Consider the following 23,423-nt stretch of genomic DNA (forward strand, 5'->3'; position numbering starts at 1 on the left):
GCGCCGATCCGTGCGGATCGGCGCCCCGGCCCCTCATGTCGGGCCCCGCCCCGGCGGGCGGGCCGGTCATGTCACATCTCGGTTCCCTCGGCGATGGTGAAGGCCACGTCGCCCTGCGGGTCGACCTGGGCGTCGAGGGTCTTGTCGTCCAGCAGCTGGGCGACACCCGGCTCCAGGTAGACCTTGGCGCCGGCCTCCTCGACGACCTGGTCGCCGGCCTCGGGCGCGGGCGCCACCGACAGCCGCAGCGCGTCCGAGCCGTCGAGCCCGGACTCGATGCGGATGCCGGTGTCCGGCGGAAGCTCTGGATTCGCGGTCACGGTATTGATGACCTGGACGGCACCGCTGGTCAGCGTGAGCACGATCAGCTCCTCACGTCTCATGGGGTTCGTTTCGGATGGGGGTCTGCCCCACCCTCCCCACTGCGATGTGCGGCAAACCATCACGGCGGGCGAACTTTTCGACGCGGAGAGTGAGGAGGGCCTCAGCCGGCGTTGGGGGCGAGGGCCCGCACGGCCTCGGCCGGCGACAGCCCGCCGCCCGGGACGATCGCCAGCACGGGCGTGGTGAGCCCGTTGTCGACGTACTCGCGGATCCGCGCCCGGCACGCCTCCGGGGAGCCGTGCACGATCAGGTCGTCGACGACCTCGTCCGGGATGACCTCCAGGGCCTTCTTGCGGTCGCCGGCGGCCCACGCCTCGTTCATCGGGCGCAGCGCCTCGCCGCGGCCGAGCCACTGGTGGAACGCCCGGTAGACCGGCACGTTCATGTACGCGGCGATCATCCAGCGGCCGATGCCGCGGGCCTCCTCCGCGTTGCCGGTCGGGCAGACGAACAGCCGCGCGACCAGCTCCGGCGCGTCGCCGAGCTCGCCGCGGACCGTCCGGACGTCCTTGGGCGCGAGCCAGTTGGTGATCGCGCCGTCGGCCTCCCGGGCGGCGAGCCGCAGCATGCCGGGACGCAGCGCGGCCAGCACGATCGGCGGCGGCGTCGCGGGCGCGTTCTCGAGCTTGAAGCCCTTGACCGAGAAGGTCTCGTAGTCCTCCTTGACCTTCTCGCCGGCGAGCGCCTTGCGCAGGAAGCGCAGGGTGTCGCGGGTGCGCTTGTACGGCTCGGTGAACGGGATGCCGTTCCAGCGCTCGACGATCGTGTCGGACGAGGTGCCGATGCCGAGGACGAACCGTCCGGGCGCGAGGTCGGCGAGGGTCGCGGCGTGCGAGGCCAGCAGGGCGGGGCCGCGGGTGTAGACCGGCACGATCGCCGGGCCGAGGCGCAGCGCCGGGTCCCACTGGGAGGCCAGGGCGAGCGGGGTGAAGGCGTCGGTGCCGTTGGTCTCGGCGGACCAGGCGTCGGTGTAGCCCAGCTCGGACAGGCCCGCGACGATCTCGCGGTGCTCGGCCAGCGGGACGCCGGTCAGCGGAATGGTCAGTCCCCAGCGCGACATGTCTCTCCTCAGGCGATCGAGGCGCGGATGGTGGAGCCGCCGTCGATGACGAGGGTCTGCCCGGTCATCCAGGACGCGGTGTCGCCGGCCAGGAACACCGCGGCGTTGGCGATGTCCTCGGGCTCGCCGATGCGGCCGAGCGGCATGTGCTTGCCGATCTGCTCCTCGTTGTTCTCCCACAGGGCGCGGGCGAGGTGCGTCTTGACCAGGCCGGGGGCGATGCAGTTGACGCGGACCTTCGGCGCCAGCTCCATCGCGAACTGGCGGCTGAGGTGGATCACCGCGGCCTTGGTGGCGTTGTAGTAGCCGATGCCGTGCTCGGTCGACAGGCCGCCGACGGAGGCGATGTTGATGATCGAGCCGCCGCGCTCGGCGAGGGACGCGCGCCACGCGAGCTGCGTCCACTGCACGATCGCGAACTGGTTGATCTCGACGGTCTTGGCGGCGGCGGCGGGCTCGATGTCGGCCATCGGGCCGAAGTAGGGGTTGGTTCCGGCGTTGTTGACCAGGACGTCCAGGCCGCCGAACTCGGCGACGGCGGCGTCCACGCAGGCGGCGGCCTCGTCGGCGTGGCCGACGTGCGCGGCCTTCGCCAGCACCCCGGCCTCCGGGCTGGCCGCGCGGATCTCCTCCGCGACCGCGTCCAGCGACTCCTGCTTGCGGGAGGAGATGACGACGTTGGCGCCCTCGGCGGCGAGGGCGAAGGCGATCGCCTTCCCGATGCCCCGGGACGCCCCGGTGATCAGGGCCGTCTTCCCCTGAAGTCCAGTCCGCATCCGCGTTTTCCCTTCTCGGCTGACCCTTCAATACAGAATCCGACTCGGTTCACTGTAGCGTAAGTGACTGACGAGTCAGTTAGCTGCCCCGTCCAGCCCACCGCCGCGCTCCAGTTCGCGGCCGCGCTCCAGCACGAACGCGCGGAAGCCCTCCACCACGGGCGGGCGCGTCCGCTCCGGCGCCCAGACCAGGCCGATCGTCCGCACCCCGCCGGGGTCGGCGAGGGTGAGGTGCCGCACGCCCGGGATCTCCTCGCCCGCCGGCGGCGGCGCCACGATCGCGACGCCGAGCCCCGCCGCGACCAGCCCCCGGACGGTCGAGGTCTCCTCCCCCTCGAACGCGATCCGCGGCCGGGCCCCGCACGTCCCGAACAGCTCCTCGGTCACCGCCCGCAGGCCCGTCCCCTCCTGGAACGCGACGAACGGCTCGTCCAGGACGTCCCGTACCCGGGCCCGGGCCCGGGTACGGGACGCCAGCCGGTGGTCGGTCGGCACGGCGAGCTGGAGCCGCTCGGTGACGAGCGGACGCCAGGCCAGCGCGGGGCCGGCCGGGCGCGGGCTGGTGATCGCGAGGTCGGCGCGGCCGTCCAGCACCATCGCGGCGACCCGCTCGGACCGGTCCTGGCTGAGCCGGAACGTCACGCCGGGATGGTCGCTCCGGTACCGGCGGATCAGGCCGGGGACGAACGACGGGCCCTGCGTGTGCAGGAACGCCAGCGACACCTCGCCGTGCTCGGGGTCGGCGGCCTGCGCGAGCGCCCGCCGCGCGGCCTCCTCCTCGGCGACGAGCCGCCGCGCGTGCTCGGCGAACACCCGCCCGTAGCGGCTGAGCGCGACGCCGCGCCCGACCCGGTCGAACAGCGGCGCGTCCAGCTCCCGTTCGAGCCGGGCGATGGCGCGGGACAGCCCGGGCTGGGAGACGCGCAGCTCGGACGCGGCGTTCGTCACATGCCCGTGCTCGGCGACCGCCAGGAACCACCGCACACTCTGCAGATCCATGCACTCATGATGAATCCGCATCAGTTCGTGCGCAAACGCTCATTGGACGCATGAGACCTGGCAGCGGACCCTGAAGTCCATGACCATCGCACCGTCCCTGGAGGCTCCCGAACGGCACCGGCTGGGCTCGCCCGGCCTGCGCCGCGTCAACCTCGCCCTCTTCGCGGCCGGGCTCACCACGTTCATGTCGCTCTACTGCACGCAGGCGCTGCTGCCGGAACTGTCGGAGAGCTTCGGCGTCTCCCCCGCCCGGTCGAGCCTGCTGGTCTCGCTCGCCACCGGCGCGGTGGCGCTCGCGGTCATCCCGGTCAGCTCGCTGTCGGAGCGGTACGGCCGGACGCGCGTGATGATCGTGTCGTCGGTGGCGTCCGCGCTGGTCGGGCTTTTGATCCCGCTGTGCACCTCGTTCACCGCGCTCGCCGCGGTGCGGACGCTCCAGGGGCTCGCGCTCGCCGGGGTGCCCGCCGTCGCGATGGCCTACCTCGCCGACGAGGTGCACGGCGAGCACCTGGGGAGCGCGATGGGCCGCTACGTCGCCGGGACGGGCATCGGCGGCGTGCTCGGACGGATCGTCCCCGGCCTGGTCACCGACGTCGCGGGCTGGCGGTGGGCGCTCGCGGCGACCGGGATCCTCGCGCTCGCCTTCACGGTCGCGTTCTGGCTGCTGCTGCCGCCGTCGCGGTTCTTCCGCCCGGCCCGCGTCGACTACCGGCCGCTGCTCACCCACCTGCGCGACCCCGGGCTGCGGCGCCTCTACCTGATCGCGCTGACCGCGATGGCCGGGTTCGTCACCGTCTACAACTTCCTGACGTACCGGCTGCTGGACGCCCCGTTCCATCTTCCGTACGCCGTGGTCAGCATGATCGCCGTGATGAACGTCGCGGGGTCGGTGGCGTCAGCGCGGGCCGGGATCCTCGCGGACCGGTCCGGGCGGCGGAAGGTGCTGGTCGGCTCGATCGTGCTGGCGGCGGCCGGGCTGTGCCTGACGCTGCCCTCCGCCCTCCCCCTGGTCGGGTTCGGGCTGCTCGTCTTCACGGTCGGGTTCTTCGGGACGCACGCCGTGGCGAGCGGCTGGGTCGGGCGGCGGGCCTCGACGGCCCGCGCGCAGGCGTCCGGCCTGTACCTGTTCGCGTACTACCTGGGCAGCAGCATCGGCGGGACGGCCGGCGGCGTCGCCTACGAGCGCGGCCACTGGACCGGCACCGGCCTGTACGTCCTGGTCCTGCTGGGGGTCGCGCTGCTGGCCGCCGCCGGGATGAAGTCTGCCCGCTGGGTGGGACACCGCTCTTTCTAACAGACGCTTGGTTGTTAACCTGCGCGCGTGACCACCACCGCCAAGAAACGCCTTCCGGCCGTCGAGGGCTGGTTCACCGCCGCGGACGGGGACGTGCGGCTGCTCGGCACCCGCTGCTCGTCCTGCGGGACGCCCTACTTCCCGCGCAACGAGCTGGCCTGCCGGAACCCGCGCTGCACCGGCCCGAAGGACGGCTCGGAGCTGGCCGAGTACGCGCTGTCCGCACGCGGGCGCGTCTGGTCGTACGCGGACGCGCGCTACAAGCCGCCGGCCCCGTACGTGTCGCCCGACCCGTTCGTCCCCTACACCGTCGCGGCCGTCGAGCTGGACGCCGAGAAGATGGTCGTGCTCGGCCAGGTGGCGCCCGGCTGCACCGTGGACGACCTGGAGGTCGGCATGGAGGTCGAGCTGACCGAGGGCGTCCTCTACGAGGACGACGAGGCCGAGTACACCGTCTGGATGTGGAGGCCGGTCAAGTGAGTCGCGACATCGCCGTCCTCGGCGCGGGCATGCACCCGTGGGGCAAGTGGGGGCGCAACTTCGTGGAGTACGGCCTCGCCGCGGCCCGCGCCGCGCTGGCCGACGCCGGGCTGACCTGGCCGGACGTCCAGTACGTGGCGGGCGCGGACACCATCCGCAACGGGTACCCCGGGTTCGTCTCGGGCGCGACGTTCGCGCAGGCGCTCGGCTGGAACGGCGCGCGGGTGTCCAGCTGCTACGCGGCGTGCGCGTCCGGCGCGCAGGCGATCGCGTCGGCGCGCGCGCAGATCCTGGCGGGGCTGTGCGACGTGGCGCTGGTCGTGGGCGCGGACGCGGCGCCGAAGGGCTTCTTCAAGCCCGTCGGCGGCGACCGCCCGGACGACCCGGACTGGCTGCGGTTCCGCCTCCTCGGCGCGACCAACCCGATCTACTTCGCGCTGTACGCGCGCCGCCGGATGGCGATCCACGGCGCGACGCTCGACGACTTCGCCGCCGTGAAGGTGAAGAACGCCCGGCACGGGCTCGCCAACCCGAACGCCCGGTACCGCAAGGAGGTGACGCTGGAGGACGTCCGCGAGTCCGCCGTCGTCGCCGACCCGCTGCGGCTGCTGGACATCTGCGCGACCAGCGACGGCGGCGCCGCGCTCGTGCTGACCTCGGTGGAGTTCGCACGCAGGCACGGCATCGCCGACCCGGTGCGGCTGTCCGGGCTGTCGACGGTGACGCCGACGTTCCCGAAGACCGTCGTCGACCTGCCCGACTTCGCGACGGACTCCGCGCTCGCGGTGCCCGAGCCGGAGCGCCCGTTCCGGGCCTCGCTCGCGCACGCCGCCTACGAGGAGGCCGGCATCGGCCCGGACGAGCTGTCGCTCGCCGAGGTGTACGACCTGTCCACCGCCCTGGAGCTCGACTGGTACGAGGACATCGGGCTGTGCGAGGTCGGCGGCGCCGAGGAGCTGCTGCGGTCCGGCGCGACGGCGCTCGGCGGCCGGGTCCCGGTGAACCCGAGCGGCGGGCTCGCGAGCTTCGGCGAGGCCATCCCGGCGCAGGCGATCGCGCAGGTCTGCGAGCTGACCTGGCAGCTGCGCGGGCGGGCGGAGGGCCGCCAGGTCGAGGGCGCCCGCGCGGGCATCGCGGTCAACCAGGGGCTGTTCGGGCACGGCTCCGCGATGATCGCGGTCCGCTGACGGTTCCGGGGCGCGCGGCGGGCTCTGGGTGCGCCGCGGGCTCTGGGCGCGCGGCGTCCGGCATGAGACGATCCGCCGGTGGGCGTTCCACCGGCGGGGAGCCCGCCCGTGGGCGACCGGCCGGGCGGCGACGGCGAGCGCGGGGGTGACGATGGACCGGGACGGCGGGGACCCGCGGCGGCTTCCCTCCGGCCGGCACCGGCTGTCCCGCGACTACGTCGCCGGGCACCAGGTCGCGCGCATTCTCGCCGCCGTCGTGGAAATCGCCGGGACCGAGGGATACCGCACCCTGACCGTCGATTCCATCATCGCCAATGCGGGCGTTTCACGGGCGACGTTCTACGTCCATTTCAAGAACAAGGACGATGCCTTTCTGCGGGCCACTGACGTCGTCGTCGAGCAGATGATGGACCGCGTCGTGCACGCCTATCAGGGCGAGCCGGACGCCACCGGGCGGGTCCGGGCGAGCCTCGGCGCGCTGCTGGGCTACCTGTCCGAGAACCCGCGCGCGGCACGGATGTGCGTCGTGGAGTCGATGTCGGCGGGCCCGCTCGCGGCCGAGCGCCGCGACCGCGCCCTGGCCGCGTTCACGCAGGTCGTGACCGACAACATGCACGAACTGTTCCCGCACTACCCGAATCCGGAGCTGATGGCGGAGACCGTCGTGGGCGGGATCTACCAGGTCGCGTACTCGCGGATCGCGCGCGGCGAGACCGAGAACCTCCCCGAGCTGCGCGACGGCCTGCTGCACACGTTCGCGGTGCCGGATCCGGATCGCTGGGGACCGGACGCCCCGTCCCGCGAACCGGAATCCGCTGCGCGGGGGCCGCAGGCGTCCCGGACCGAGTAGAGCGGCGGCCGCCGGCCATTCCGGCGGGCCCGCAGGAGTTGGCGGCGGGCGCGCACTTTTGGGAAACGCGACCGTTTTTCATTAGCGTCCAGCGCACCCCGTCGGGCCGTTCCGGCACGTGCCCGCAGCGCCGCCGGAGCGCATTGGTCCAGTTGAAGCCCGCGATGCCAGCGGACACCGGGAAGGTCAGGGAAACCGGTGGCCGGATACGGCCAGCGCGGCCGGGAACCGGAATGACCAGCCAGTCAGCTCCGGTGCGGCCACCCGGTCACCGCACACCTGCGCGTTCACCGGCCGCCCCCACCGAGCGTGACCGCTATCACACCGGACCGTCGACCATATTCGGACATCGACCGCTGCCATAACCCGAAAGCTGAAACCCGGTCGAGGGCGGCGCCGGAATGGTCCGCCACTTGATGAACGCCGTCATTCATGGTTCTGTCCGATTGCTGCGGCGTCCACGGCGCGGTCCCGGGCCCAGGCCGTGCGGACGCCGTGCTCCCAGGTCTCCCACCCTGAAAGAGACAGCATGAGAAAGCTCGGCACGATCGCCATTCCACTCGTCGGCTCCACCGCGCTGCTCATCGGCCTGGCCGGCTCCGCCCTCGCGTCCGGCACCATCACCTCCGGCGGCTCCCCCTACACCGGCGACGTCCTCGCCACCAACCTCGGCAACGTGACGCTGTCCGGGCTCAGCAGCCTGGGCTCGATCATCAACACCTGCACCGGCGCGTCCCTCGGCGCCTACACCAAGTCCGACGGCACCGGCGGGCAGCTCAACAGCGTGTCGCTGACCGGTTGCACCAACAACCGCGGCGGCACCACCACGGTCACCGCGCTCAACCTGCCCTACACCGGCGGCCACGTCGACTACGACTCCACGCACGCGAGCAACCGCGACGGCACGATCACCATCAACGCGCCGAACCCCTCGGTGGACGTCAAGGCCGTCCTCACCCTGCCCGCCTGGGGCATCTCCAGCATGGAGTGCCACTACGGCCTGACCACCTCCACGCCGCTGACCATCAACGTCTACAACCCGGCCAACGCCAACAAGCCCGTCCCGTCCAACTCGCACGGGCAGGGCAAGCTGGCGGGCCAGGCGCTGCAGTTCCTCTCCGGCGACAGCAGGTGCCCGGCCTCGGCCTCGGCCTCGGCCAACGGCAACTTCCAGATCCTCACCAGCCCGGGCGGCGCCGACCTGACGCTCGGCCCGTGATCCCATCCCCCTGACCCCCTCCCCACCCCACCCCACGGGACGGGCCGTGCTCCCACGGCCCGTCCCACCCCCTTCGCCCGGAGCACCCATGCGCCTCTCCCTCCGCCGCCGGCTCCAGGCCGGCGCCGCCTCCCTCGCCGTCACCGGCGGCCTGCTCGGCGGGCTCGCCACCGCCCCCGCCGCGTCCGCCGACACCCTGCCGGCCTTCGACTTCTCCGCCTGCCCGGCCCTGCCCTCCGGCGCCGACCCGGCGTACGCGCAGTGCAACGTCGCCGTCACCACCGGCGGGACGATGCAGCTCGGCTCCATCAAGGAGACGATCTCCGCCCCGATCACGCTCACCTACACCACCGGCTTCGACCCCGTCACGCTGGAGGAGTACACGATCTTCGGCTCGTTCAAGGCGAGCCGGTTCCAGGTGCAGCCGGGGCTGTTCGGCGACCCGTTCGTCACGGCCATCTACGCCCAGCCGCAGTACGCCGGCGGCCTCAACACCGACGGCGGCACGCTGAACCTGAACCTCAAGGTCAACGTGCAGAACCCGCTGCTCGGAAGCAAGTGCTACATCGGGTCCAACACGAAGCCGATCGCGCTGCACCTCACGCCCGGCACGACGAACCCGCCGCCGCCCAACACGCCGATCTCCGGTACGCCGCCCGAGGTCGTCGGCACCAACCCGACCGTGCTGAAGACCACCGTCGTCGACAACGCCTTCGCGGTGCCGAAGGCCGACGGCTGCGGGCTGGACCTCGGCGTCGAGAACTGGGCCGTCGACCTGTACGCCGGGCTGCCCTCCGCGGCGGGCCGCAACACGGCGGTCTTCAACCAGTACGTGGCCTACAAGACCTACACCGAGCTTCCCTAGCCCGGCGCGCGACCGCCGCGCCGCGACCGGCCCGCGCCGCCCCTCCCCGCCGCGGGGGCGCGGGCTTCCTCACCCCATGGAGTTGACACGATGAGAGCACCCTTCCGGCGGCTCGCCGCCACGGCGCTCGGCGCGGGCCTCGCCGCCCTGGCCGTCACCGGCCTGACCCGGCCGGCGAGCGCGCAGGACGTCCCCCCCGGCCTGGACTTCGACGACTGCCCGCCCGCCGACCGGCTGCCGGCCGGGTACGACCCGACCTTCTCGATGTGCAGCGTGACGGTGATCGGCGGCGGGCGGCTGAAGATCGGGTCGATCGACCAGACGATCACCCAGCCGATCAAGATGACCTGGGCGAACGGCTACGACCCGGTCACCCTGGAGTCCTGGGCGGTCTTCGGCCCGATGCGGGCCGAACCGCAGCGGGTGAAGGGCGGCGTGCTCGGCGTCGACGGCTCGGACTTCATCCCGCTGCTGCAGATCAGCGCCCAGCCGCAGCTGGCCGCCGACCCGGAGCTGGCCCCCGAGGGCGCGATCGCGCTGCGCCTCAAGCTCAAGATCAAGACGATCAACCCGCTGCTCGGCGACACCTGCTTCATCGGCGGCGACTCCGACCCGATCGTGCTGAACCTGACCTACACCACCACCGACCCGCCGCCGCCGAACAAGCCGATCACCGGCACCGGGCCGCACGACGCCGGCGACGGCGTCATCGCCTCCACGCCGGTCGACAACGCCTTCGCCGTGCCGAAGTCGTCGGGCTGCGGCTGGAACGGCATCCTCAACGGGATCGCCGACTTCCGCGCGGGCCTGCCGTCCGCCGCGGGCAACAACACGGCGATCTTCGACTCGTACACGAAGACCAGGACGTACGCCGAGATGGCGAACGCGTCCTGACGCGGGGGCCGGTCCGTTCCGTCCGGTGCGGACCGGCCCGTCCGGCGTGCTCAGTCCGCGTTGCGGGACACGTGGACGGCCCAGGCGATGAGGGGCGCCTGGAACGGGAGGCGGCCGTAGGCGGCGGCGCGGAGCGGGAGGGGCTTGTCGCGCCAGTCGCGGGCCATCTTGACGTTGGCGGGGAAGACGGCGGCCATGAGGCCGGCCGTGGCGAGGGCGCCGGCGCGGCGGGTGCGCGGGTGGGCGACGGCGGCGGCGCACGCGAGTTCGGCGACGCCGCTGAGGTAGGTCCAGGTCCGGGGGCCGCCGGGCAGCCCCTTCGGGATGATCGCGTCGAACGGCCGGGGGGCGATCAGGTGGGCGGCGCCCATCCCGGCCATGAGGGCGACGAGGCGGCGCGTCGCGCGCGACGAGTCGGTCATGCCCGAAGTCTGGCAGATCAGACGCCACGTCCAATAGGGCCGGGCTCCGACGGGCCGATGTGACCGAGGTCACCACCGGGATCCGTGTGACGTGCGGCGGAGCGGTCACGTGTCTGATGTCACCGTTTCGGCGGGTGTGTTCGGTTTCTTCGCAGAGCTATCTTTGTACTGACTGGTCAGTGCAAAAAGGGTTCGCGGAGGTACCGATGGCAACCGAGACTCCAGGGGCGGTCGCCGCGGCCGGGGGGACCGCCGCGGCCGTCTCTGGACCCGCCGGCGGCTCCGGGGCGGGCGGGGGCCTTCCCGGAGCCCGCCGCGGCCCCGGTACCGCACGAGGCGGGGCGGCCGTCCGGACGCGGGGCCTCTCGCTCCGCGGCGCGCGCGGACGGGTGTTCCAGGACGTGGACCTGGACGTCCCCGCCGGCGGCCTCGCCGCGGTGAGCGGCATCGCCGGGTCCGGGCGCACCGCGCTGCTGCTGGCCCTCGGCGGCCGCATGAAGCCGGCCGCGGGCACCGGCACCGTCGGCGGGGTCCCGCTGGACGACCTGCGCGCGGTGCAGCGGATCGCGGCGCTCGGGATCGTCCCCGGGGTGACCGGGCTCGATCCGGCGCTGACCGTCCGGGAGCACGTGCGGGAGGCGCTCGCGCTCCACGAAGGCGTCCTCGGCCGGTTCCGCGGGCGGAACGCCCGGATGCGCGCCGCGCTCGACCGCGCGGGCCTGGACGTCGATCCCCGCACGCTCGCCGAGGACCTCGATCCCGACGAGGCGCAGCTGCTGGGTGCGGCGCTGGCGCTCGTCGGTGAGCCCCGCCTTCTCCTGCTGGACGACGTCGACGAGGGCCTGCCCGCCCACCGGCAGCGCCCGCTCTGGCGGCGCCTTCGCGCCATCGCCGACTCCGGAGTCACCGTCATCGCCACCTGCCACGACCCGGCTCCGGCCATGGGCATCGCCCAGACCGTGGTCCACCTGCCCTAACTCCGACCTTCAGACACAGGGAGATCCCCCCGATGAGGCTTCCCGCGTTGACGCCGGGCGGTCTGGAACTGCGCCGGTTCGCCCGGAACCGGCTGACGCGCATCGCGCTGGCCGGGCTGGTCCTGCTGCCGCTGCTGTATGCGGGTCTCTACCTCTGGTCCTTCTGGGATCCGTACGCACGGCTGCGGCACGTGCCGGTGGCCCTCGTCGTCCAGGACCAGCCCGCCAAGGCCGACGGCAGGACGGTCCACGCGGGCGCCGACCTCGCCGGCGAGCTGAAGAAGCGGCAGGTCTTCGACTGGAAGACGGTCTCGGCGGAGAAGGCGGCGGAGGGCGTCCGGTCCGGGAAGTACTACATGTCGCTGACGATCCCGGCGGACTTCAGCGCGCGCATCGCGTCGCCGTCCGGGAGCGGGACGCCGACGGCGGCGGGGCTCCGGCTCCAGCTGAACGACGCGAACAACTACGTCGTCGGGACGCTCGCGCAGGCCGCGTTCAAGGAGATCAGCGCCGCCGCGAGCGGGAACGCCGTGCACGGCTACCTGGACCAGATCTTCCTGTCGTTCGACAAGCTCCACGCGAAGCTCGGCAAGGCCGCCGACGGCGCGAGCGAGCTCGCCGACGGGTCGGGGCAGGCGCACGACGGCGCGGGGAAGCTCGCGAAGGGCGCGGGCGACGCGAAGGCCGGGGCCGGGAAGCTGAAGGGCGGCATCGACGAGGCCCGGTCGGGCGGCGGGCGGCTCACGTCCGGGCTGGACGACCTGCGCACCGGAACCGTGCAGGTCGCGGCGGGCATGCAGAAGCTGACCACCACCGTCGACAAGGCCGGCGACACCCTCGTCCCGCTGCTGCGCGACCGCGCGCCCGAGATCCGGCAGGCGGCGCTGCTCGTCGCTCAGGGCGCGGACGTCCTCGCCGACGGCGCCGGGCGGCTGCCCGCGCAGACCGGCGCCGCCGTGACGCAGGCCGAGAAGGCGCAGAGGGAACTGGACGCCTACCTCGCCGCGCACCCGGAGGTGCCGGCGAACGTCCGGCAGGACCTGTCGCGGGCCGCCGCGCAGGTCGTCACCGTCGCCCGGCGGGTCGACGGCTACATCCGCGACCACACCGGCGACCTGCGCAAGGTCGCCGCCGACGCCCGGACCGTCGAGACCGCCGCGCGCACGCTCGCCAAGGACGCCCCGTCCCTCGCCGCGAAGGTCGACCGGGCACGCCGGGACGTCGACCGCCTCAACGCCGGGACGAAGCAGGTGAACGCGGGCGCGGGACAGCTGCTGTCCGGATCGTCCCAGCTCACGAGCGGTCTGGGTGCGCTGTCAAGCGGCGCGGGGCAGTTGGAGAACGGTCTCGGGCGGCTGTCCGGCGGCGCGGTGACGCTGGAGACGGCGCTCGCGCAGATCGCCGACGGCAACCACGACCTCGCCCGGGGACTGAACGACGGCGTCGCGCAGATCCCGTCCTACTCCGACGGCGAGCGGAACGCGCGCGACGACATGATGAGCAACCCGGTGCGGCTGGCCAGTTCCACCGACAACAAGGCGCCGAACTACGGCACCGGTTTCGCGCCGTTCTTCGTGCCGCTGTCGCTGTGGGTCGGCGGGATGATCATCTACATGCTGCTGCGGCCGCTGAACCCCCGCGCGCTCGCGGGCACCGCGCCCGGCCGCCGCGTCGCCCTCGCCGGCTGGCTGCCCGCCGCGGCGATCGGCGCCGCCCAGGCCTGCGTGGTGCTGGCCGTCCTGCACGTCGCGCTCGGGCTGCGCGCCGCGCACTGGGCCGGGCTCGCCGGCTTCCTGGTGCTGGCGTCCGCCGCGTTCCTCGCCGTGATCCAGTGGGTGAACGCGCGGTTCGGGCCGATCGGCCGGATCATCGCGCTGGCGCTGCTGATGCTCCAGCTCACCTCCGCCGCCGGCACGTACCCGATCGAGACGAGCCCCGGCTTCTTCCAGGCGATCCGGCCCTGGCTGCCGATGCCCTGGGTCGTCGACGCCGTCCGGCACCTGATCAGTGGCGGCGACCTCACCTCGGTATGGCAGGGTTGTGCGGTGCTGGTCGCGTTCCTGGCCAGCGGGCTCGCGCTCACCGCCCTGGCCGTCCGGCACAACCGGGTGTGGACGATGAAACGCCTGCACCCGGCGCTGGAGCTCTAGGACGCCCGAGTGGGGGAGGCGGGGACGTGGCGCGCAGCGCGACCCGGGAGAAGCTGTTCACCGCGGCGATCGAGCTGATCGCCGAGAGCGGGCTGGCCGCCACCACCGTCGACCAGATCGCCGAGCGCGCCGGCGTCGCCAAGGGCACCGTCTACTACAACTTCGGCAGCAAGTCCGCGCTGTTCGCGGCGCTGCTGGAGTACGGGGTGGACCGCCTCGCCACCGCGCTGCGGGACGCCGCGTCCGGCCGCCCGCCGCTGGACGCGCTGGAGGCCGTGGTCAGCGCGGAGCTGGCGTTCATCGGCGAGCACGAGTCGTTCGCCCGGCTGCTGATCGCCGAGACGTGGCGGTCGGGCGGCGACTGGCAGCACACGGCCCGGCTCATCCGGGAGCGCGCCATCGGCGTCGTCGCGGACGTGCTGCGCGCCGCCGTCGAGGCGGGCGACCTGCGCGCCGACCTCGACACCGGCACCGCCGCGTCCGCGGTGTTCGGCATGGTGCTGACGGTCGCGCTCGACTGGCGCGCCCTCGACCCGGACCGCCCCTTCACCGACGTCCACGCCACCCTGATGGCGCTCCTGCGCGGCCGCCTGACCGCGGTCTAGGGGAGGTCGCGGACCTGCTCGATCACGCCGGGCATGGCGGCGTTGTTGGCGGTGATCCAGTCGAGGAGGACGGCGACCTGCTCGTCGGTGTAGCCCGCGAGGCGCTCGCGGAAGACGCGGGCGATGGGCTCGAAGTACTCGCTGAACCGGGCGACGTTCTCCGGGACGAGCTCGACGATCACGCGGCGGCGGTCGTCGGGGTCGCGGGTGCGCTTGACGTAGCCGGCCTTCTCCAGCCGGTCGATCACGGCGGTGATGGCGCCGCCGGTGGTGATGCCCATCAGCTCGGCGAGCCGGCCGGGGGTCTGCGGGCCGTCGAGGGTGAGGGCGTTGACGCACTGGGCGTCGGTGACGTTCATCCCCGCCTTGCTCGCGGTCGCGTGGTGCAGCAGCACGGTGAACATCGTGGAGCGCTGCATCCCCTGCTGCAGTTCCGCCATCATCCGCGCGCGGTCCGGGATCGACACGCCCCACCTCTCGTCTATTTCTCTACCCTAGAGAGACTCAGATTCGGAGCGACTCTCTGCGGGAGAGTCTAGTGGTTCGGTGACGGAACGGACCAGCCTGGGGGCGGCGGGCCGCTGTGGTGAACGAGACACTTCCGGCGATCCGGGGCACAAAAGGAGCGGCACTACGATGGTTTTTGTTAGGACCACTAAACAGGCGGTCCGCTCCTGGCCCCGGATCCCACGAAGGTCCGGGGCCGACCGCTATCCGGCGTCCGCGTCCTGGGCGACCTGCTTCGCCCAGCGGTAGTCCGCCTTCCCCGCCGGCGACCTCTTCATCTCCGGGACGAACGCGTACACGCGCGGCACCTTGTAGCCCGACAGCTCCTTGCGGCAGTGCGCGTCCAGGTCCTCGACCGCCGGCCGCCCGCCCGACGGCTGGATCACCGCCGCGACCCGGTTGCCCCAGCGCTCGTCCGGGACGCCCGTCACCACCGCGTCGTACACGCCCGGATGCCCCTTGAGGACGGCCTCGACCTCCTCCGGGAACACCTTCTCGCCGCCGGTGTTGATGGCCTGCGACCCCCGCCCGTAGACGGCGATCGTCCCGTCCTCCTCGACGGTGGCGATGTCACCGGTCAGCAGCCAGCGCTTCCCGTCGACGACCGGGAACGTACGGGCGGTCTTCTCCGGGTCGTTGTAGTAGCCGTGCGCGATGTAGCCGGTGCGCGCCACCTGCCCGATCACGCCCGACCCCGGCTTCACCGGCTGGAGCCCATCGTCCAGGACGGTGACGTTGTCCACGTCCGGCGCGAACTTCAGCCCCTTCTCCGGGGTCGAGGCCGCCGTCGCCTCCGCCGTCGAGCCCGACTCCGTCGACCCGAACCGGTCCAGGATCATCGTGTTCGGCAGCAGCTTCTGGATCCGGTCCCGGACCGTCCCGGTGAGGATCGCGCCCGTCGACACGAACGCCAGCAGCGACGAGGTGTCGTACCCGCCGCGCGCCAGCTCCTCGGCCATCGGGATCGCCATCGCGTCGCCGGTGATCGTCACCGAGTTGACCTTCTCCCGCTCGATCGTCCGCCAGATCCCGGCGGCGTCGAACTTGCGGTCGTAGACCAGCGTCGCGCCCATGAACCAGGTGATCCACGTGGCCATCTGCGCGGCGCCGTGCATCAGCGGCGCGATCGGCATCATGATCATCGGCCCGCCGTTGCGGGCCAGCTCGACGACGTCCTCCGGCTTGTCCGGGCGCGGGAACGTCGGGTTCCAGAACGCCAGCAGCATCTGCTCGGTCGACCACATGACGCCCTTCGGCATCCCGGTCGTCCCGCCGGTGTAGATGATGTAGGTGTCGTCGGCCGAGCGGGCCGGGAAGCCGCGCGTCCCCGGCTGCGCCGCCAGCGCCTCGTCGTAGCGGACGGCGCCGTCGATCGACGGCGCGCCCCCCACGGCGATCAGGTGCGTCAGCTCCGGCGCGTCCGGGACCGTCGCGGCCACCCGGTCCTCGAACTCCACGTCGTACAGCAGCGCGACGCTGTCGGAGTCCCGGTAGATGTAGAGGAGCTCGTTCTCCACGTACCGGTAGTTGACGTTGATCGGCACGGCCCGGATCTTCATCGCCGCGAGCAGCGCCGCCGCGTACTCGACGCCGTTGTACAGCTGCATCGCGATGTGCTGCCCGGGCCGCACGCCCGCCGACTCCAGATGGTGCGCGAGCCGGTTGGCGTGCTCGTCCAGCTCGGCGTAGGTGAGCCGCCGGTCGCCGCAGACCACCGCGACGCGGTCCCCGATCGCGTCGGCGACTCCTTCGAACAGGTCAGCGTGGTTGTACTCCATCGGACGCCCTCCGGAGGGGTCATCGCGCCACGTACAGGAACATGTACAGGAAAAAGGCCCGGCGGGGAACCTAGGGCTTGTCGTCGCCGACGACCCACATCGCGAAGAACTGGGCGCCGCCGCCGTAGGCGTGGCCGAGCGCGCGGCGCGCCCCGTCCACCTGGTGGTCGCCGGCCTGTCCGCGCACCTGGAGCGCCGCCTCGGCGAACCGGATCATCCCGGACGCGCCGATCGGATTGGACGACAGCACGCCGCCGGAGGGGTTCCACGGGATGTCCCCGTCGAACGCCGTCGCGCCGGACTCGGTGAGCTTCCAGCCCTCGTTCTCGCCGCAGAACCCGAGGTTCTCCAGCCACATCGGCTCGTACCAGGAGAACGGCACGTACACCTCGGCGCAGTCCAGCTCGCGGCGCGGGTCGCTGATGCCGGCCTGCCGGTACACGTCCGCCGCCGCGTCCTTGCCGCCCTGCGGGCTGACGCTGTCGCGGCCCGCGAACTGCATCGGCTCCGACCGCATCGACGTGCCGTGCACCCACGCGGGCTTGCCCGGCGCCTTCTTCGCCGCGTCCTCGGACGCCAGCACCATCGCGCAGGCGCCGTCGGACGACGGGCAGGTCTCCAGGTAGCGGATCGGCTCCCACAGCATCGGCGTCGACTCGACCATCTCGCGGGAAATGCCGGGGATCCTCAGGTGGGCGTACTGGTTCCGCAGCGCGTTCTGCCGGTCCTTCACCGCGACGAGCGTGCCGATGTGGTCGGGCGCGCCGGACCGGGCCATGTAGGCGCGGATGTGCGGCGCGAAGTAGCCGCCGGCCCCGACGACGAGGGACGTCGTGAACGGCCCGTTCACCGTCAGCGCCCACGTCGCGTTCGACTCCGACTGCTTCTCCCACGCGATCGTGAGGACCCGCTCGTGCACGCCGGACTGGATCAGGTTCGCCGCGACGATCGCCGTGGACCCGCCGACCGAGCCGGCCGTGTGCACCCGCATCAGCGGCTTGCCGGTCGCGCCGAGCGCGTCCGCCAGGAACACCTCCGGCATCACCACGCCCTCGAACAGGTCGGGCGCCTTGCCGACGACGACGGCGTCGATGTCCTTCCAGGTCAGCCCGGCGTCGTCGAGGGCCCGGCGGGCCGCCTCGCGCAGCAGGCCGGCCATCGAGACGTCCAGCCGCTTGGTCTTGTACTGGGTCTGCCCGATGCCGATGACCGCACAGGGGTTAGCCATTGTTCTTCTCTCCCGACATCACGCAGACGAGGTTCTGCTGCAGGCAGGGGCCGGACGCGGCGTGCCCGAGCGTCCGGGACGCGGACCCGTCGTGGATACGGGCGGCGGCCTCGCCGATGCGGATGAGGCCGGCCGCCATCAGCGGGTTCGCCGACAGCGCCCCGCCGGACGGGTTGACCGTCACGCCGTCGCCCAGGCCGAGCGCCTCGCGCAGGATCAGCTCCTCGTGGCTGAACTGGGCGTGCAGCTCGGCGACCTCGACCCCGGCCGCGCCGGCCTTCTCCCCCGCGATGCGGGCGGCCTCGGACCGGGTGAGGTCGCGCACGCCGAGGGCGTGCGGCTCGGTGCGGTGGTCGATCCCGGTGATCCACGCGGGCCGCTCGCACAGCTCGCGCGCCCTGTCGCCGGCCGCCAGGACGATCGCCGCCGCGCCGTCGGTGACGGGCGCGACGTCGTAGGGGTGCAGCGGCGCCACGTCGTAGTCCTGCTCGGCGGCCGAGCCCTCGGGGTCCGGCAGGTGCAGCGCGAACGGGTTGTCGCGGCCGGACGCCCGGGACCGCGCCGCGATCGCCCGCAGGTCGTCCTCCTTCACGCCCGCCTTGTCCATGTACGCGCGGGCCTGCATCGCGGCCATCGACACCTGGTCGACGCCGAGCGGCGCCAGCGTGTACGGGTCGAGCTGCTGGTTCATGATCGCGCGCACGTCGCCCTGCGACGACTTGCCGAACCCGTACACCAGCGCCGTGTCGACCTGGCCGATCTGGAGCTTCACCCACGCCTCGTACAGCGCCCACGCGCCGTCCATCTCGACGTGGCTCTCGGAGATCGGCGGCCAGGCGCCCAGCGTGTCGAGCGCGGACACGAACGCGAACGGCGCGCCCTGCAGGTAGTCGCACGAGCCCGAGCAGGTGAACCCGAAGCGGGACAGCCCGGTCCGCTCCTTGATCTCGGTGATCACCGGCAGGACGATCTCGGTCTCCGCGAGCCCCTGGTCCTCGGCGCTGTGCTGACTCTGGACGAACGCGACGACTGCGACATCACGCATTACATGAAGTCCTTGATCTCTTCGAAGGGGACGTCGGGCTCGTCGATCGGCTCGAACCACTTGATGTTGGCCATCGACCGCTCCCACTCCTCGCGGGGCCGCCACGCCGCCTTCACCCGCATGCCCATCCGGACCTGGTCGGCCGGGACGCCCGCGATGAGCGTCAGCATCGTCAGGCCCGCGCCGTCCAGCAGGACGTAGCCGGACACGAACGGCACCTCGGGGGCGCGCGGGTCGGGGATGTTGTTGACCGCGAAGGTGGTGACGGTGCCGGTGTCGGGCAGCTCCACCTCCTCGGTCGTGGGCACGCCGTCGCGCGTGCAGAACCCCTTCATCGGGACGATGACCTTCTCGCACACCGGGCACCGCTGCCCGATGATCCGGCCCTCGGAGATCCCCTCCAGGAAGCGGCCGAGCGCATGGCCGCCCTTCAGCCGGTACTCCAGGCTCGCCTTCGGGTTGATCATGGTGACCTCGGGCTGGAAGCACTCGATGTCGCCGATCGTCCCGGTCCGCTCCGCGCGGTACTTCGGCCGCACCCGCATCCCGGTCTTCAGGGTCTTCGGCGGCTTCGCGCCGGCCTCGAAGACGCCGAGGTCCAGGGCGTGCAGCAGCGCGGTGTCGGCGCCGTCCGGGCGGATCAGCGCCCAGGCGAACGGCCGGTCGAACGGGTGCTCCCTGGCCGGGTTCGGCACCCACGACCAGGTCGTCACGGTGCCGGCGGGGCCGACCTCGACGAACTCGCCGGTGACGTCCTCGCCGGTCTCCGGGTCGTACTCCGCCGGCGGGACCAGCACCCGGCCGCCGGCCGTGCGGACGCCGACGATCCGGCCGTCGCGCAGCTCGCTCAGGAAGCGCCCGATCACCGGGCCGACCGAGCGGGTGTAGCCGCCGGGGAACTCGACGACGTGGTTGATCTCGGTCTCAGATGGCACTGTCGCGGTCCTTCCAGTACGGGTCCCGCAGCTTGCGCTTGAGCAGCTTGCCGTTGGGCTCGCGCGGCATGGTCTCGATGAAGTCGATGGTCTTCGGCCACTTCATCTTCGCCAGCCGGCCCTCGAGGGACTTCAGGATCTCCGCGGCGAGGTCCGGCCCGGGCTCGGCGCCCTCGGCGGGCTCCACGACGGCCTTGATCTGCTCGCCCCACTCGTCGTCGGGGATGCCGAACACGGCGACGTCCGCGACCTTGGGGTGCATGGTGATCTCGTTCTCGATCTCGGCCGGGTAGATGTTCGCCCCGCCGGAGATGATCATGTCGGCCTTGCGGTCGGACAGGAACAGGAACCCGTCCTCGGTCAGGTAGCCGATGTCGCCGACCGTGAAGAAGTCGCGGAGCCGGTTCTTCTCCGTCTTCTCCTTGTCGCCCTTGTACTCGAACTGGACGCCGGCCATCTTCATGTAGATGGTGCCGTGCTGCCCGGTCGGGACCTCGTTGCCGTCGTCGTCGACGATGAGCAGCTCGCTGATCGCCCACGCGTTGCCGACCGTGCCGGGGTGCGCGCGCCAGTCCTGCGGGCTGGCGATCGTGCCGCCGCCCTCGGTGGCCGCGTAGTACTCCCAGATGCAGTCGCCCCACCAGTCGAGCATCTGCTGCTTGATCGGGACGGGGCACGGCGCCGCCGCGTGGATCGCCCACTTCATCGACGACACGTCGTACTTGCTCCGCACGTCCTCCGGCAGCGCCAGCAGCCGCTTGAAGTGCGTCGGGACCATGTGCGTATTGCTGATCCGGTGCTCCTGGATCAGCTTCAGCGTCTCCTCGGCCTCCCACTTGTCCATGTAGACGAGGGTGTGGCCCATCTGCAGCGCCGTCCCGCCGAACTGCGTGACGGCGGTGTGGTAGTTCGGCGAGGTGATCAGGTGCGCCTGGTGCTCGCCGGTCGCCGGCTTGCCGGGCGTCATCCCGAACAGGCCGAGCAGGAACGTCATCAGCTCGGCGCTGTCGTCGGGGTCGAGCCCGGTCAGCGCGCGCTTGACGCCCTTCGGCCGTCCGGTCGTCCCGGACGTGTAGTGCATGGTCGCGCCGGCGCTGCGGTCGTCCGGCAGCGTGTCCGGCCGCCCGTCGACGAGCTCGGCGTACGGCCGGAAGCCCTCGACGTTCCCCCACCCGAACCGGCGGGCCGCGTCGAGCCCGGCCTCGTCGGCGGCCCGCACGCCCTCGGCGGCGTACCGCTCGTGCACGAAGAACGCCTTGGCCTCGCTGTCGCTGACGATGTAGCCGATCTCCGGCCCGGTCAGATGCCAGTTGATCGGCGTGTAGTACCAGCCCGCCTGGAGCGCCGCCAGATAGAGGACGAGCCCCTCGACGCCGTTCGGGACCAGCCCGCAGATCCCGTCCCCGTCCTTGAGGCCGAGCTCGCGGAGCCCGTGGACGAGACGGTTGGAGCGGGCCAGCAGATCGCCCGCGGAGTACTGCGTGCCGTCCGGATCGACGGCGGCGACCCAGTCGGGATCGGCCTGCGCCAACCGCCAAAAGCCCAACGACCCCATCGGATCTCCCTTGCGTGATCACGGTGGGCACCGCCTGCCGGCGGCGCCCGGCGACCAAAGTAGATCACGTTCTCGTTTTGCAGGGCAACCCCTACCGGTAGCGCACCGGCTTAACTAGAATCTGTTCTTGTTTTGCCCCATTTCAGGAGGACCCCATGGCCGAGCGGCTGCCGATCAGCACCGAGCACTGCACCGTCGAGCGGGACGGCCACGTCGTCATCGTCACGATGAACCGCCCCGAGGCGCGCAACGCGCTCAGCACGGCCATGCTGGTCGGTCTCGCCGACGCCTGGGCCTACATGTCCGACACCCCGGAGGTCCGCGTCGGCATCCTCACCGGAGCCGACGGCACCTTCTGCGCCGGCGCCGACCTGAAGGCGATGTCGCAGCCGCCGTCCGACCCCCGCGTCGCCGAGCGCGCCGCGCAGATCCCCGACTACCACTGGAAGGGCCTGCTGCGCGACGGCCGTCCCACCAAGCCGCTCATCTGCGCCATCGAGGGCTACGCCGTCGCCGGCGGCACCGAACTGCTCACCGGCACCGACCTGCGGGTGGTCGCCGAGGGCGCCACCCTCGGCCTCTTCGAGGCCAAGCGCGGCCTGTTCCCCATGGGCGGCTCCGCCGTCCGCCTCCCCCGCCAGATCGGCTACGCCGCCGCCCTGGACATCCTGCTCACCGCCCGCTCGGTCACCCCGCAGGAGGGCCTCGCGATGGGCCTGATCAACAAGGTCGTCCCGGACGGCACCGCGCTCGCCGCGGCCCGCGAGATGGCCGACCAGATCGCCGCCTGCGCACCGCTGTCCGTCCAGGCCATCCTCCGCGCCGTCCGCGAGACCGAGCACCTCCCCGAGGAGGAGGCCCTCAAGGTCTCCGACGAGATCGGCTGGCCCGTCTTCGCCTCCGAGGACGCCAAGGAGGGCTCCAAGGCCTTCAAGGAAAAGCGCGACCCCGTCTACCAGGGCAAGTAACGCGTCCGAGGTCGCGGTACGGGCCGGAGCGTCACCGGGCGGGCGGGGTCTCGGTGCGGAAGGTGTGGCCTAGTTCGGGGCCCAGGCCGAAGTAGTGGCGGAAGTTGTAGATGAGCGGGCTCCACTCGGCCGGGTCCACGTGGTCGGTGCCGGGGACGACGATGCGCGGGTCGGCGTGCACTAGGAGGACGTCGGCCTCGACGATGACGAAACCGCCGGAGGCGCTGCGGCGCACGCGGTCGGCGCGGGCCTCCAGTTGCAGCGGGCACTCGGCGACGCGGGACGGCCCGACCTCCTCGGAGGGCTGGGGCCGCAGGCCCGAGGCGGCGAACTTGTCCGGCTCGAAGCGGAAGAGGGCCGCCTTCGCCGCCGGCACCGGGTCGCGGCCCGTCAGCGGGGCCAGCCGCTCGACGGCCCGCCACTGCTCCGGACCGGGAACGTTGACCACCAGTTCGGGGCGCTCCTGGAGGTTGCGGGCGGTCTGCCCCTCCGCGCCGAGGCCGAGCACCACGGTGCGGCCGAGCGCCCAGGCCGACGACATCGGCGCGAGGTTGTCCGAGCCGTCCTCGTTGGTGCTGGTCAGGAGGACGACGGGGGTACCGAAGTACAGGACGCTCGGCTCGATGGCGACGTGTTCCGGCAGGGCGGCGACCGCGGGTTCCATGATCGGCAGCGTAGGGCGGGGTCGTTTCGACACCGGCTGAAATGTGATCGTGAGGCGGGTATCGGGCCGTCCGTAAAGGGACAGGCGTTTGCGCGTTTCCCGCTGAGGCAGAGCTGGGGGCAAGCCGGTCATGGAAGGACTGAGCAGGCGATGGCTCTCCAGATAGGACGGTACCTGGGACGGGGACGGACGGCGGCCGACGAGCCGCCCGCGGAGCCCCGGAGACGCTGGACCTGGCCCCGGCGCACGGCCGCGGCGGCGCCCGCGGCCGAGAGCGCCGGGAAGACCGTCGTGGTGCGGCGACCGCGGCGGTGGCGGCGCAGCCGGCACAACCCCGTCAGCGCGATGATCCTGTCGGCGGGCTGGGCGGCGGCGTTCATCCTCGCCCTCGGCATGCTGCTGACCTGGGGCGGCGCCAATCCGGGCAACGACCTGGTGCACGCGACGCTCAACACGGGCCGCTGGCTCGCGACGCCGTTCCACGACGCGTTCACGCGGCAGGACCCGAAGGAGCAGCTCTACATCAACTGGGCGATCGCGGGCGTCGTCTACTACGTCGTCGCCCGCGCCCTGTCGTGGAT

General features: G+C 72.3%; 24 protein-coding genes. 12 read left to right on the forward strand and 12 right to left on the reverse strand.

The window, feature by feature from the left end:
* Positions 1 to 71 precede the first annotated feature (71 nt).
* From ACA514_RS47765 to ACA514_RS47780, 4 genes are all read right to left on the reverse strand, one after another.
* Entirely contained in the window at positions 72 to 383 is a 312-nt protein-coding gene (locus ACA514_RS47765; protein ID WP_375048194.1) for a Fe-S cluster assembly protein HesB, read from the reverse strand.
* Positions 384 to 484: 101 nt separating this feature from the next.
* Positions 485 to 1,444, reverse strand: coding sequence for an LLM class F420-dependent oxidoreductase (locus ACA514_RS47770; protein WP_375048195.1), 960 nt, complete (start codon positions 1,442 to 1,444; stop codon positions 485 to 487).
* An 8-nt stretch (positions 1,445 to 1,452) separates the two neighbouring features.
* On the reverse strand, positions 1,453 to 2,220 hold the full coding sequence (locus tag ACA514_RS47775; protein ID WP_375048196.1) for an SDR family oxidoreductase: 768 nt from the start codon (positions 2,218 to 2,220) through the stop codon (positions 1,453 to 1,455).
* 75 nt (positions 2,221 to 2,295) lie between these two features.
* The gene (locus ACA514_RS47780; RefSeq protein WP_375048197.1) at positions 2,296 to 3,219 is read right to left on the reverse strand and encodes a LysR family transcriptional regulator; all 924 of its coding nucleotides are present in this window, start codon (positions 3,217 to 3,219) and stop codon (positions 2,296 to 2,298) included.
* Positions 3,220 to 3,298: 79 nt separating this feature from the next.
* Between ACA514_RS47780 and ACA514_RS47785 the strand changes: the two genes are divergently transcribed.
* The 7 genes from ACA514_RS47785 (at position 3,299) to ACA514_RS47815 (ending at position 10,008) form a co-directional block, all read left to right on the forward strand.
* Positions 3,299 to 4,513 carry an MFS transporter gene (locus tag ACA514_RS47785; protein WP_375048198.1) on the forward strand — a complete coding sequence of 405 codons (1,215 nt, stop codon included), beginning with the start codon at positions 3,299 to 3,301 and terminating at the stop codon, positions 4,511 to 4,513.
* Between the two features lie 27 nt (positions 4,514 to 4,540).
* A complete protein-coding gene (locus ACA514_RS47790) occupies positions 4,541 to 4,993 on the forward strand; it encodes a Zn-ribbon domain-containing OB-fold protein (RefSeq protein WP_375048199.1) in 453 nt (150 codons plus the stop codon).
* A 29-nt stretch (positions 4,994 to 5,022) separates the two neighbouring features.
* Positions 5,023 to 6,180, forward strand: a complete 1,158-nt coding sequence (locus tag ACA514_RS47795; RefSeq protein ID WP_375048217.1) for a lipid-transfer protein — start codon at positions 5,023 to 5,025, stop codon at positions 6,178 to 6,180.
* A gap of 28 nt (positions 6,181 to 6,208) precedes the next feature.
* A complete protein-coding gene (locus ACA514_RS47800) occupies positions 6,209 to 7,030 on the forward strand; it encodes a TetR/AcrR family transcriptional regulator (protein ID WP_375048200.1) in 822 nt (273 codons plus the stop codon).
* A 529-nt stretch (positions 7,031 to 7,559) separates the two neighbouring features.
* Complete coding sequence (locus ACA514_RS47805; RefSeq protein ID WP_375048201.1) at positions 7,560 to 8,249, forward strand: hypothetical protein; 690 nt, start codon at positions 7,560 to 7,562, stop codon at positions 8,247 to 8,249.
* An 88-nt stretch (positions 8,250 to 8,337) separates the two neighbouring features.
* Positions 8,338 to 9,114, forward strand: a complete 777-nt coding sequence (locus tag ACA514_RS47810) for a hypothetical protein (protein ID WP_375048202.1) — start codon at positions 8,338 to 8,340, stop codon at positions 9,112 to 9,114.
* 90 nt (positions 9,115 to 9,204) lie between these two features.
* The gene (locus ACA514_RS47815) at positions 9,205 to 10,008 is read left to right on the forward strand and encodes a hypothetical protein (protein ID WP_375048203.1); all 804 of its coding nucleotides are present in this window, start codon (positions 9,205 to 9,207) and stop codon (positions 10,006 to 10,008) included.
* A 50-nt stretch (positions 10,009 to 10,058) separates the two neighbouring features.
* Here ACA514_RS47815 and ACA514_RS47820 read toward each other — a convergent pair whose 3' ends face one another.
* A complete protein-coding gene (locus ACA514_RS47820) occupies positions 10,059 to 10,430 on the reverse strand; it encodes a hypothetical protein (RefSeq protein ID WP_375048204.1) in 372 nt (123 codons plus the stop codon).
* 206 nt (positions 10,431 to 10,636) lie between these two features.
* On the opposite strand from ACA514_RS47820, the gene ACA514_RS47825 reads away from it, so the two are divergent.
* The 3 genes from ACA514_RS47825 to ACA514_RS47835 are packed head-to-tail and all read left to right on the forward strand — an operon-like array spanning position 10,637 to position 14,162.
* Positions 10,637 to 11,407 carry an ATP-binding cassette domain-containing protein gene (locus ACA514_RS47825; RefSeq protein WP_375048205.1) on the forward strand — a complete coding sequence of 257 codons (771 nt, stop codon included), beginning with the start codon at positions 10,637 to 10,639 and terminating at the stop codon, positions 11,405 to 11,407.
* 32 nt (positions 11,408 to 11,439) lie between these two features.
* Positions 11,440 to 13,557 carry a YhgE/Pip family protein gene (locus ACA514_RS47830; RefSeq protein WP_375048206.1) on the forward strand — a complete coding sequence of 706 codons (2,118 nt, stop codon included), beginning with the start codon at positions 11,440 to 11,442 and terminating at the stop codon, positions 13,555 to 13,557.
* Positions 13,558 to 13,583: 26 nt separating this feature from the next.
* Positions 13,584 to 14,162, forward strand: a complete 579-nt coding sequence (locus tag ACA514_RS47835; protein ID WP_375048207.1) for a TetR/AcrR family transcriptional regulator — start codon at positions 13,584 to 13,586, stop codon at positions 14,160 to 14,162.
* Here ACA514_RS47835 and ACA514_RS47840 read toward each other — a convergent pair.
* From ACA514_RS47840 to ACA514_RS47865, 6 genes are all read right to left on the reverse strand, one after another.
* Positions 14,159 to 14,629, reverse strand: coding sequence for a MarR family winged helix-turn-helix transcriptional regulator (locus ACA514_RS47840; protein WP_375048208.1), 471 nt, complete (start codon positions 14,627 to 14,629; stop codon positions 14,159 to 14,161). The genes ACA514_RS47835 and ACA514_RS47840 overlap by 4 nt on opposite strands.
* 243 nt (positions 14,630 to 14,872) lie before the next feature.
* Entirely contained in the window at positions 14,873 to 16,447 is a 1,575-nt protein-coding gene (locus tag ACA514_RS47845; RefSeq protein WP_375048209.1) for an acyl-CoA synthetase, read from the reverse strand.
* A 70-nt stretch (positions 16,448 to 16,517) separates the two neighbouring features.
* Complete coding sequence (locus tag ACA514_RS47850; RefSeq protein WP_375048210.1) at positions 16,518 to 17,675, reverse strand: thiolase domain-containing protein; 1,158 nt, start codon at positions 17,673 to 17,675, stop codon at positions 16,518 to 16,520.
* A complete protein-coding gene (locus ACA514_RS47855; RefSeq protein ID WP_375048211.1) occupies positions 17,668 to 18,720 on the reverse strand; it encodes a thiolase domain-containing protein in 1,053 nt (350 codons plus the stop codon). The genes ACA514_RS47850 and ACA514_RS47855 overlap by 8 nt, the downstream gene beginning before the upstream one ends.
* Positions 18,720 to 19,655 (reverse strand): Zn-ribbon domain-containing OB-fold protein, encoded by a 936-nt coding sequence (locus tag ACA514_RS47860; protein ID WP_375048212.1) that lies wholly within the window; start codon positions 19,653 to 19,655, stop codon positions 18,720 to 18,722. Before ACA514_RS47860 ends, ACA514_RS47855 begins: the two co-directional genes overlap by 1 nt.
* A complete protein-coding gene (locus ACA514_RS47865) occupies positions 19,645 to 21,210 on the reverse strand; it encodes an acyl-CoA synthetase (RefSeq protein ID WP_375048213.1) in 1,566 nt (521 codons plus the stop codon). The genes ACA514_RS47860 and ACA514_RS47865 overlap by 11 nt, the downstream gene beginning before the upstream one ends.
* Positions 21,211 to 21,365: 155 nt before the next feature.
* Here ACA514_RS47865 and ACA514_RS47870 point away from each other — a divergent pair, with 155 nt between their 5' ends.
* Positions 21,366 to 22,178 (forward strand): crotonase/enoyl-CoA hydratase family protein, encoded by an 813-nt coding sequence (locus ACA514_RS47870; RefSeq protein ID WP_375048214.1) that lies wholly within the window; start codon positions 21,366 to 21,368, stop codon positions 22,176 to 22,178.
* A gap of 31 nt (positions 22,179 to 22,209) precedes the next feature.
* Here the strand turns inward: ACA514_RS47870 and ACA514_RS47875 are convergent, their stop codons facing one another.
* Positions 22,210 to 22,842, reverse strand: coding sequence for a flavin reductase family protein (locus ACA514_RS47875; protein ID WP_375048215.1), 633 nt, complete (start codon positions 22,840 to 22,842; stop codon positions 22,210 to 22,212).
* 150 nt (positions 22,843 to 22,992) lie between these two features.
* Between ACA514_RS47875 and ACA514_RS47880 the strand changes: the two genes are divergently transcribed.
* Positions 22,993 to 23,423, forward strand: a 431-nt coding sequence (locus ACA514_RS47880; protein ID WP_375048216.1) for a hypothetical protein, incomplete at its 3' end; no start/stop codon positions are given.

It is taken from the genome of Actinomadura sp. NTSP31 (assembly GCF_041951385.1).
GTDB lineage: Bacteria > Actinomycetota > Actinomycetes > Streptosporangiales > Streptosporangiaceae > Spirillospora > Spirillospora napierensis.

Bases quoted from the DNA above. Each gene is read 5' to 3' on its own strand.
- ACA514_RS47765 (WP_375048194.1), bottom strand. From the start codon at position 383: ATGAGACGTGAGGAGCTGATCGTGCTCACGCTGACCAGCGGTGCCGTC.
- ACA514_RS47770 (WP_375048195.1), bottom strand. From the start codon at position 1,444: ATGTCGCGCTGGGGACTGACCATTCCGCTGACCGGCGTCCCGCTGGCC.
- ACA514_RS47775 (WP_375048196.1), bottom strand. From the start codon at position 2,220: ATGCGGACTGGACTTCAGGGGAAGACGGCCCTGATCACCGGGGCGTCC.
- ACA514_RS47780 (WP_375048197.1), bottom strand. From the start codon at position 3,219: ATGGATCTGCAGAGTGTGCGGTGGTTCCTGGCGGTCGCCGAGCACGGG.
- ACA514_RS47785 (WP_375048198.1), top strand. From the start codon at position 3,299: ATGACCATCGCACCGTCCCTGGAGGCTCCCGAACGGCACCGGCTGGGC.
- ACA514_RS47795 (WP_375048217.1), top strand. From the start codon at position 5,023: ATGCACCCGTGGGGCAAGTGGGGGCGCAACTTCGTGGAGTACGGCCTC.
- ACA514_RS47805 (WP_375048201.1), top strand. From the start codon at position 7,560: ATGAGAAAGCTCGGCACGATCGCCATTCCACTCGTCGGCTCCACCGCG.
- ACA514_RS47810 (WP_375048202.1), top strand. From the start codon at position 8,338: ATGCGCCTCTCCCTCCGCCGCCGGCTCCAGGCCGGCGCCGCCTCCCTC.
- ACA514_RS47815 (WP_375048203.1), top strand. From the start codon at position 9,205: ATGAGAGCACCCTTCCGGCGGCTCGCCGCCACGGCGCTCGGCGCGGGC.
- ACA514_RS47820 (WP_375048204.1), bottom strand. From the start codon at position 10,430: ATGACCGACTCGTCGCGCGCGACGCGCCGCCTCGTCGCCCTCATGGCC.
- ACA514_RS47825 (WP_375048205.1), top strand. From the start codon at position 10,637: ATGGCAACCGAGACTCCAGGGGCGGTCGCCGCGGCCGGGGGGACCGCC.
- ACA514_RS47830 (WP_375048206.1), top strand. From the start codon at position 11,440: ATGAGGCTTCCCGCGTTGACGCCGGGCGGTCTGGAACTGCGCCGGTTC.
- ACA514_RS47845 (WP_375048209.1), bottom strand. From the start codon at position 16,447: ATGGAGTACAACCACGCTGACCTGTTCGAAGGAGTCGCCGACGCGATC.
- ACA514_RS47850 (WP_375048210.1), bottom strand. From the start codon at position 17,675: ATGGCTAACCCCTGTGCGGTCATCGGCATCGGGCAGACCCAGTACAAG.
- ACA514_RS47855 (WP_375048211.1), bottom strand. From the start codon at position 18,720: ATGCGTGATGTCGCAGTCGTCGCGTTCGTCCAGAGTCAGCACAGCGCC.
- ACA514_RS47865 (WP_375048213.1), bottom strand. From the start codon at position 21,210: ATGGGGTCGTTGGGCTTTTGGCGGTTGGCGCAGGCCGATCCCGACTGG.
- ACA514_RS47870 (WP_375048214.1), top strand. From the start codon at position 21,366: ATGGCCGAGCGGCTGCCGATCAGCACCGAGCACTGCACCGTCGAGCGG.
- ACA514_RS47875 (WP_375048215.1), bottom strand. From the start codon at position 22,842: ATGGAACCCGCGGTCGCCGCCCTGCCGGAACACGTCGCCATCGAGCCG.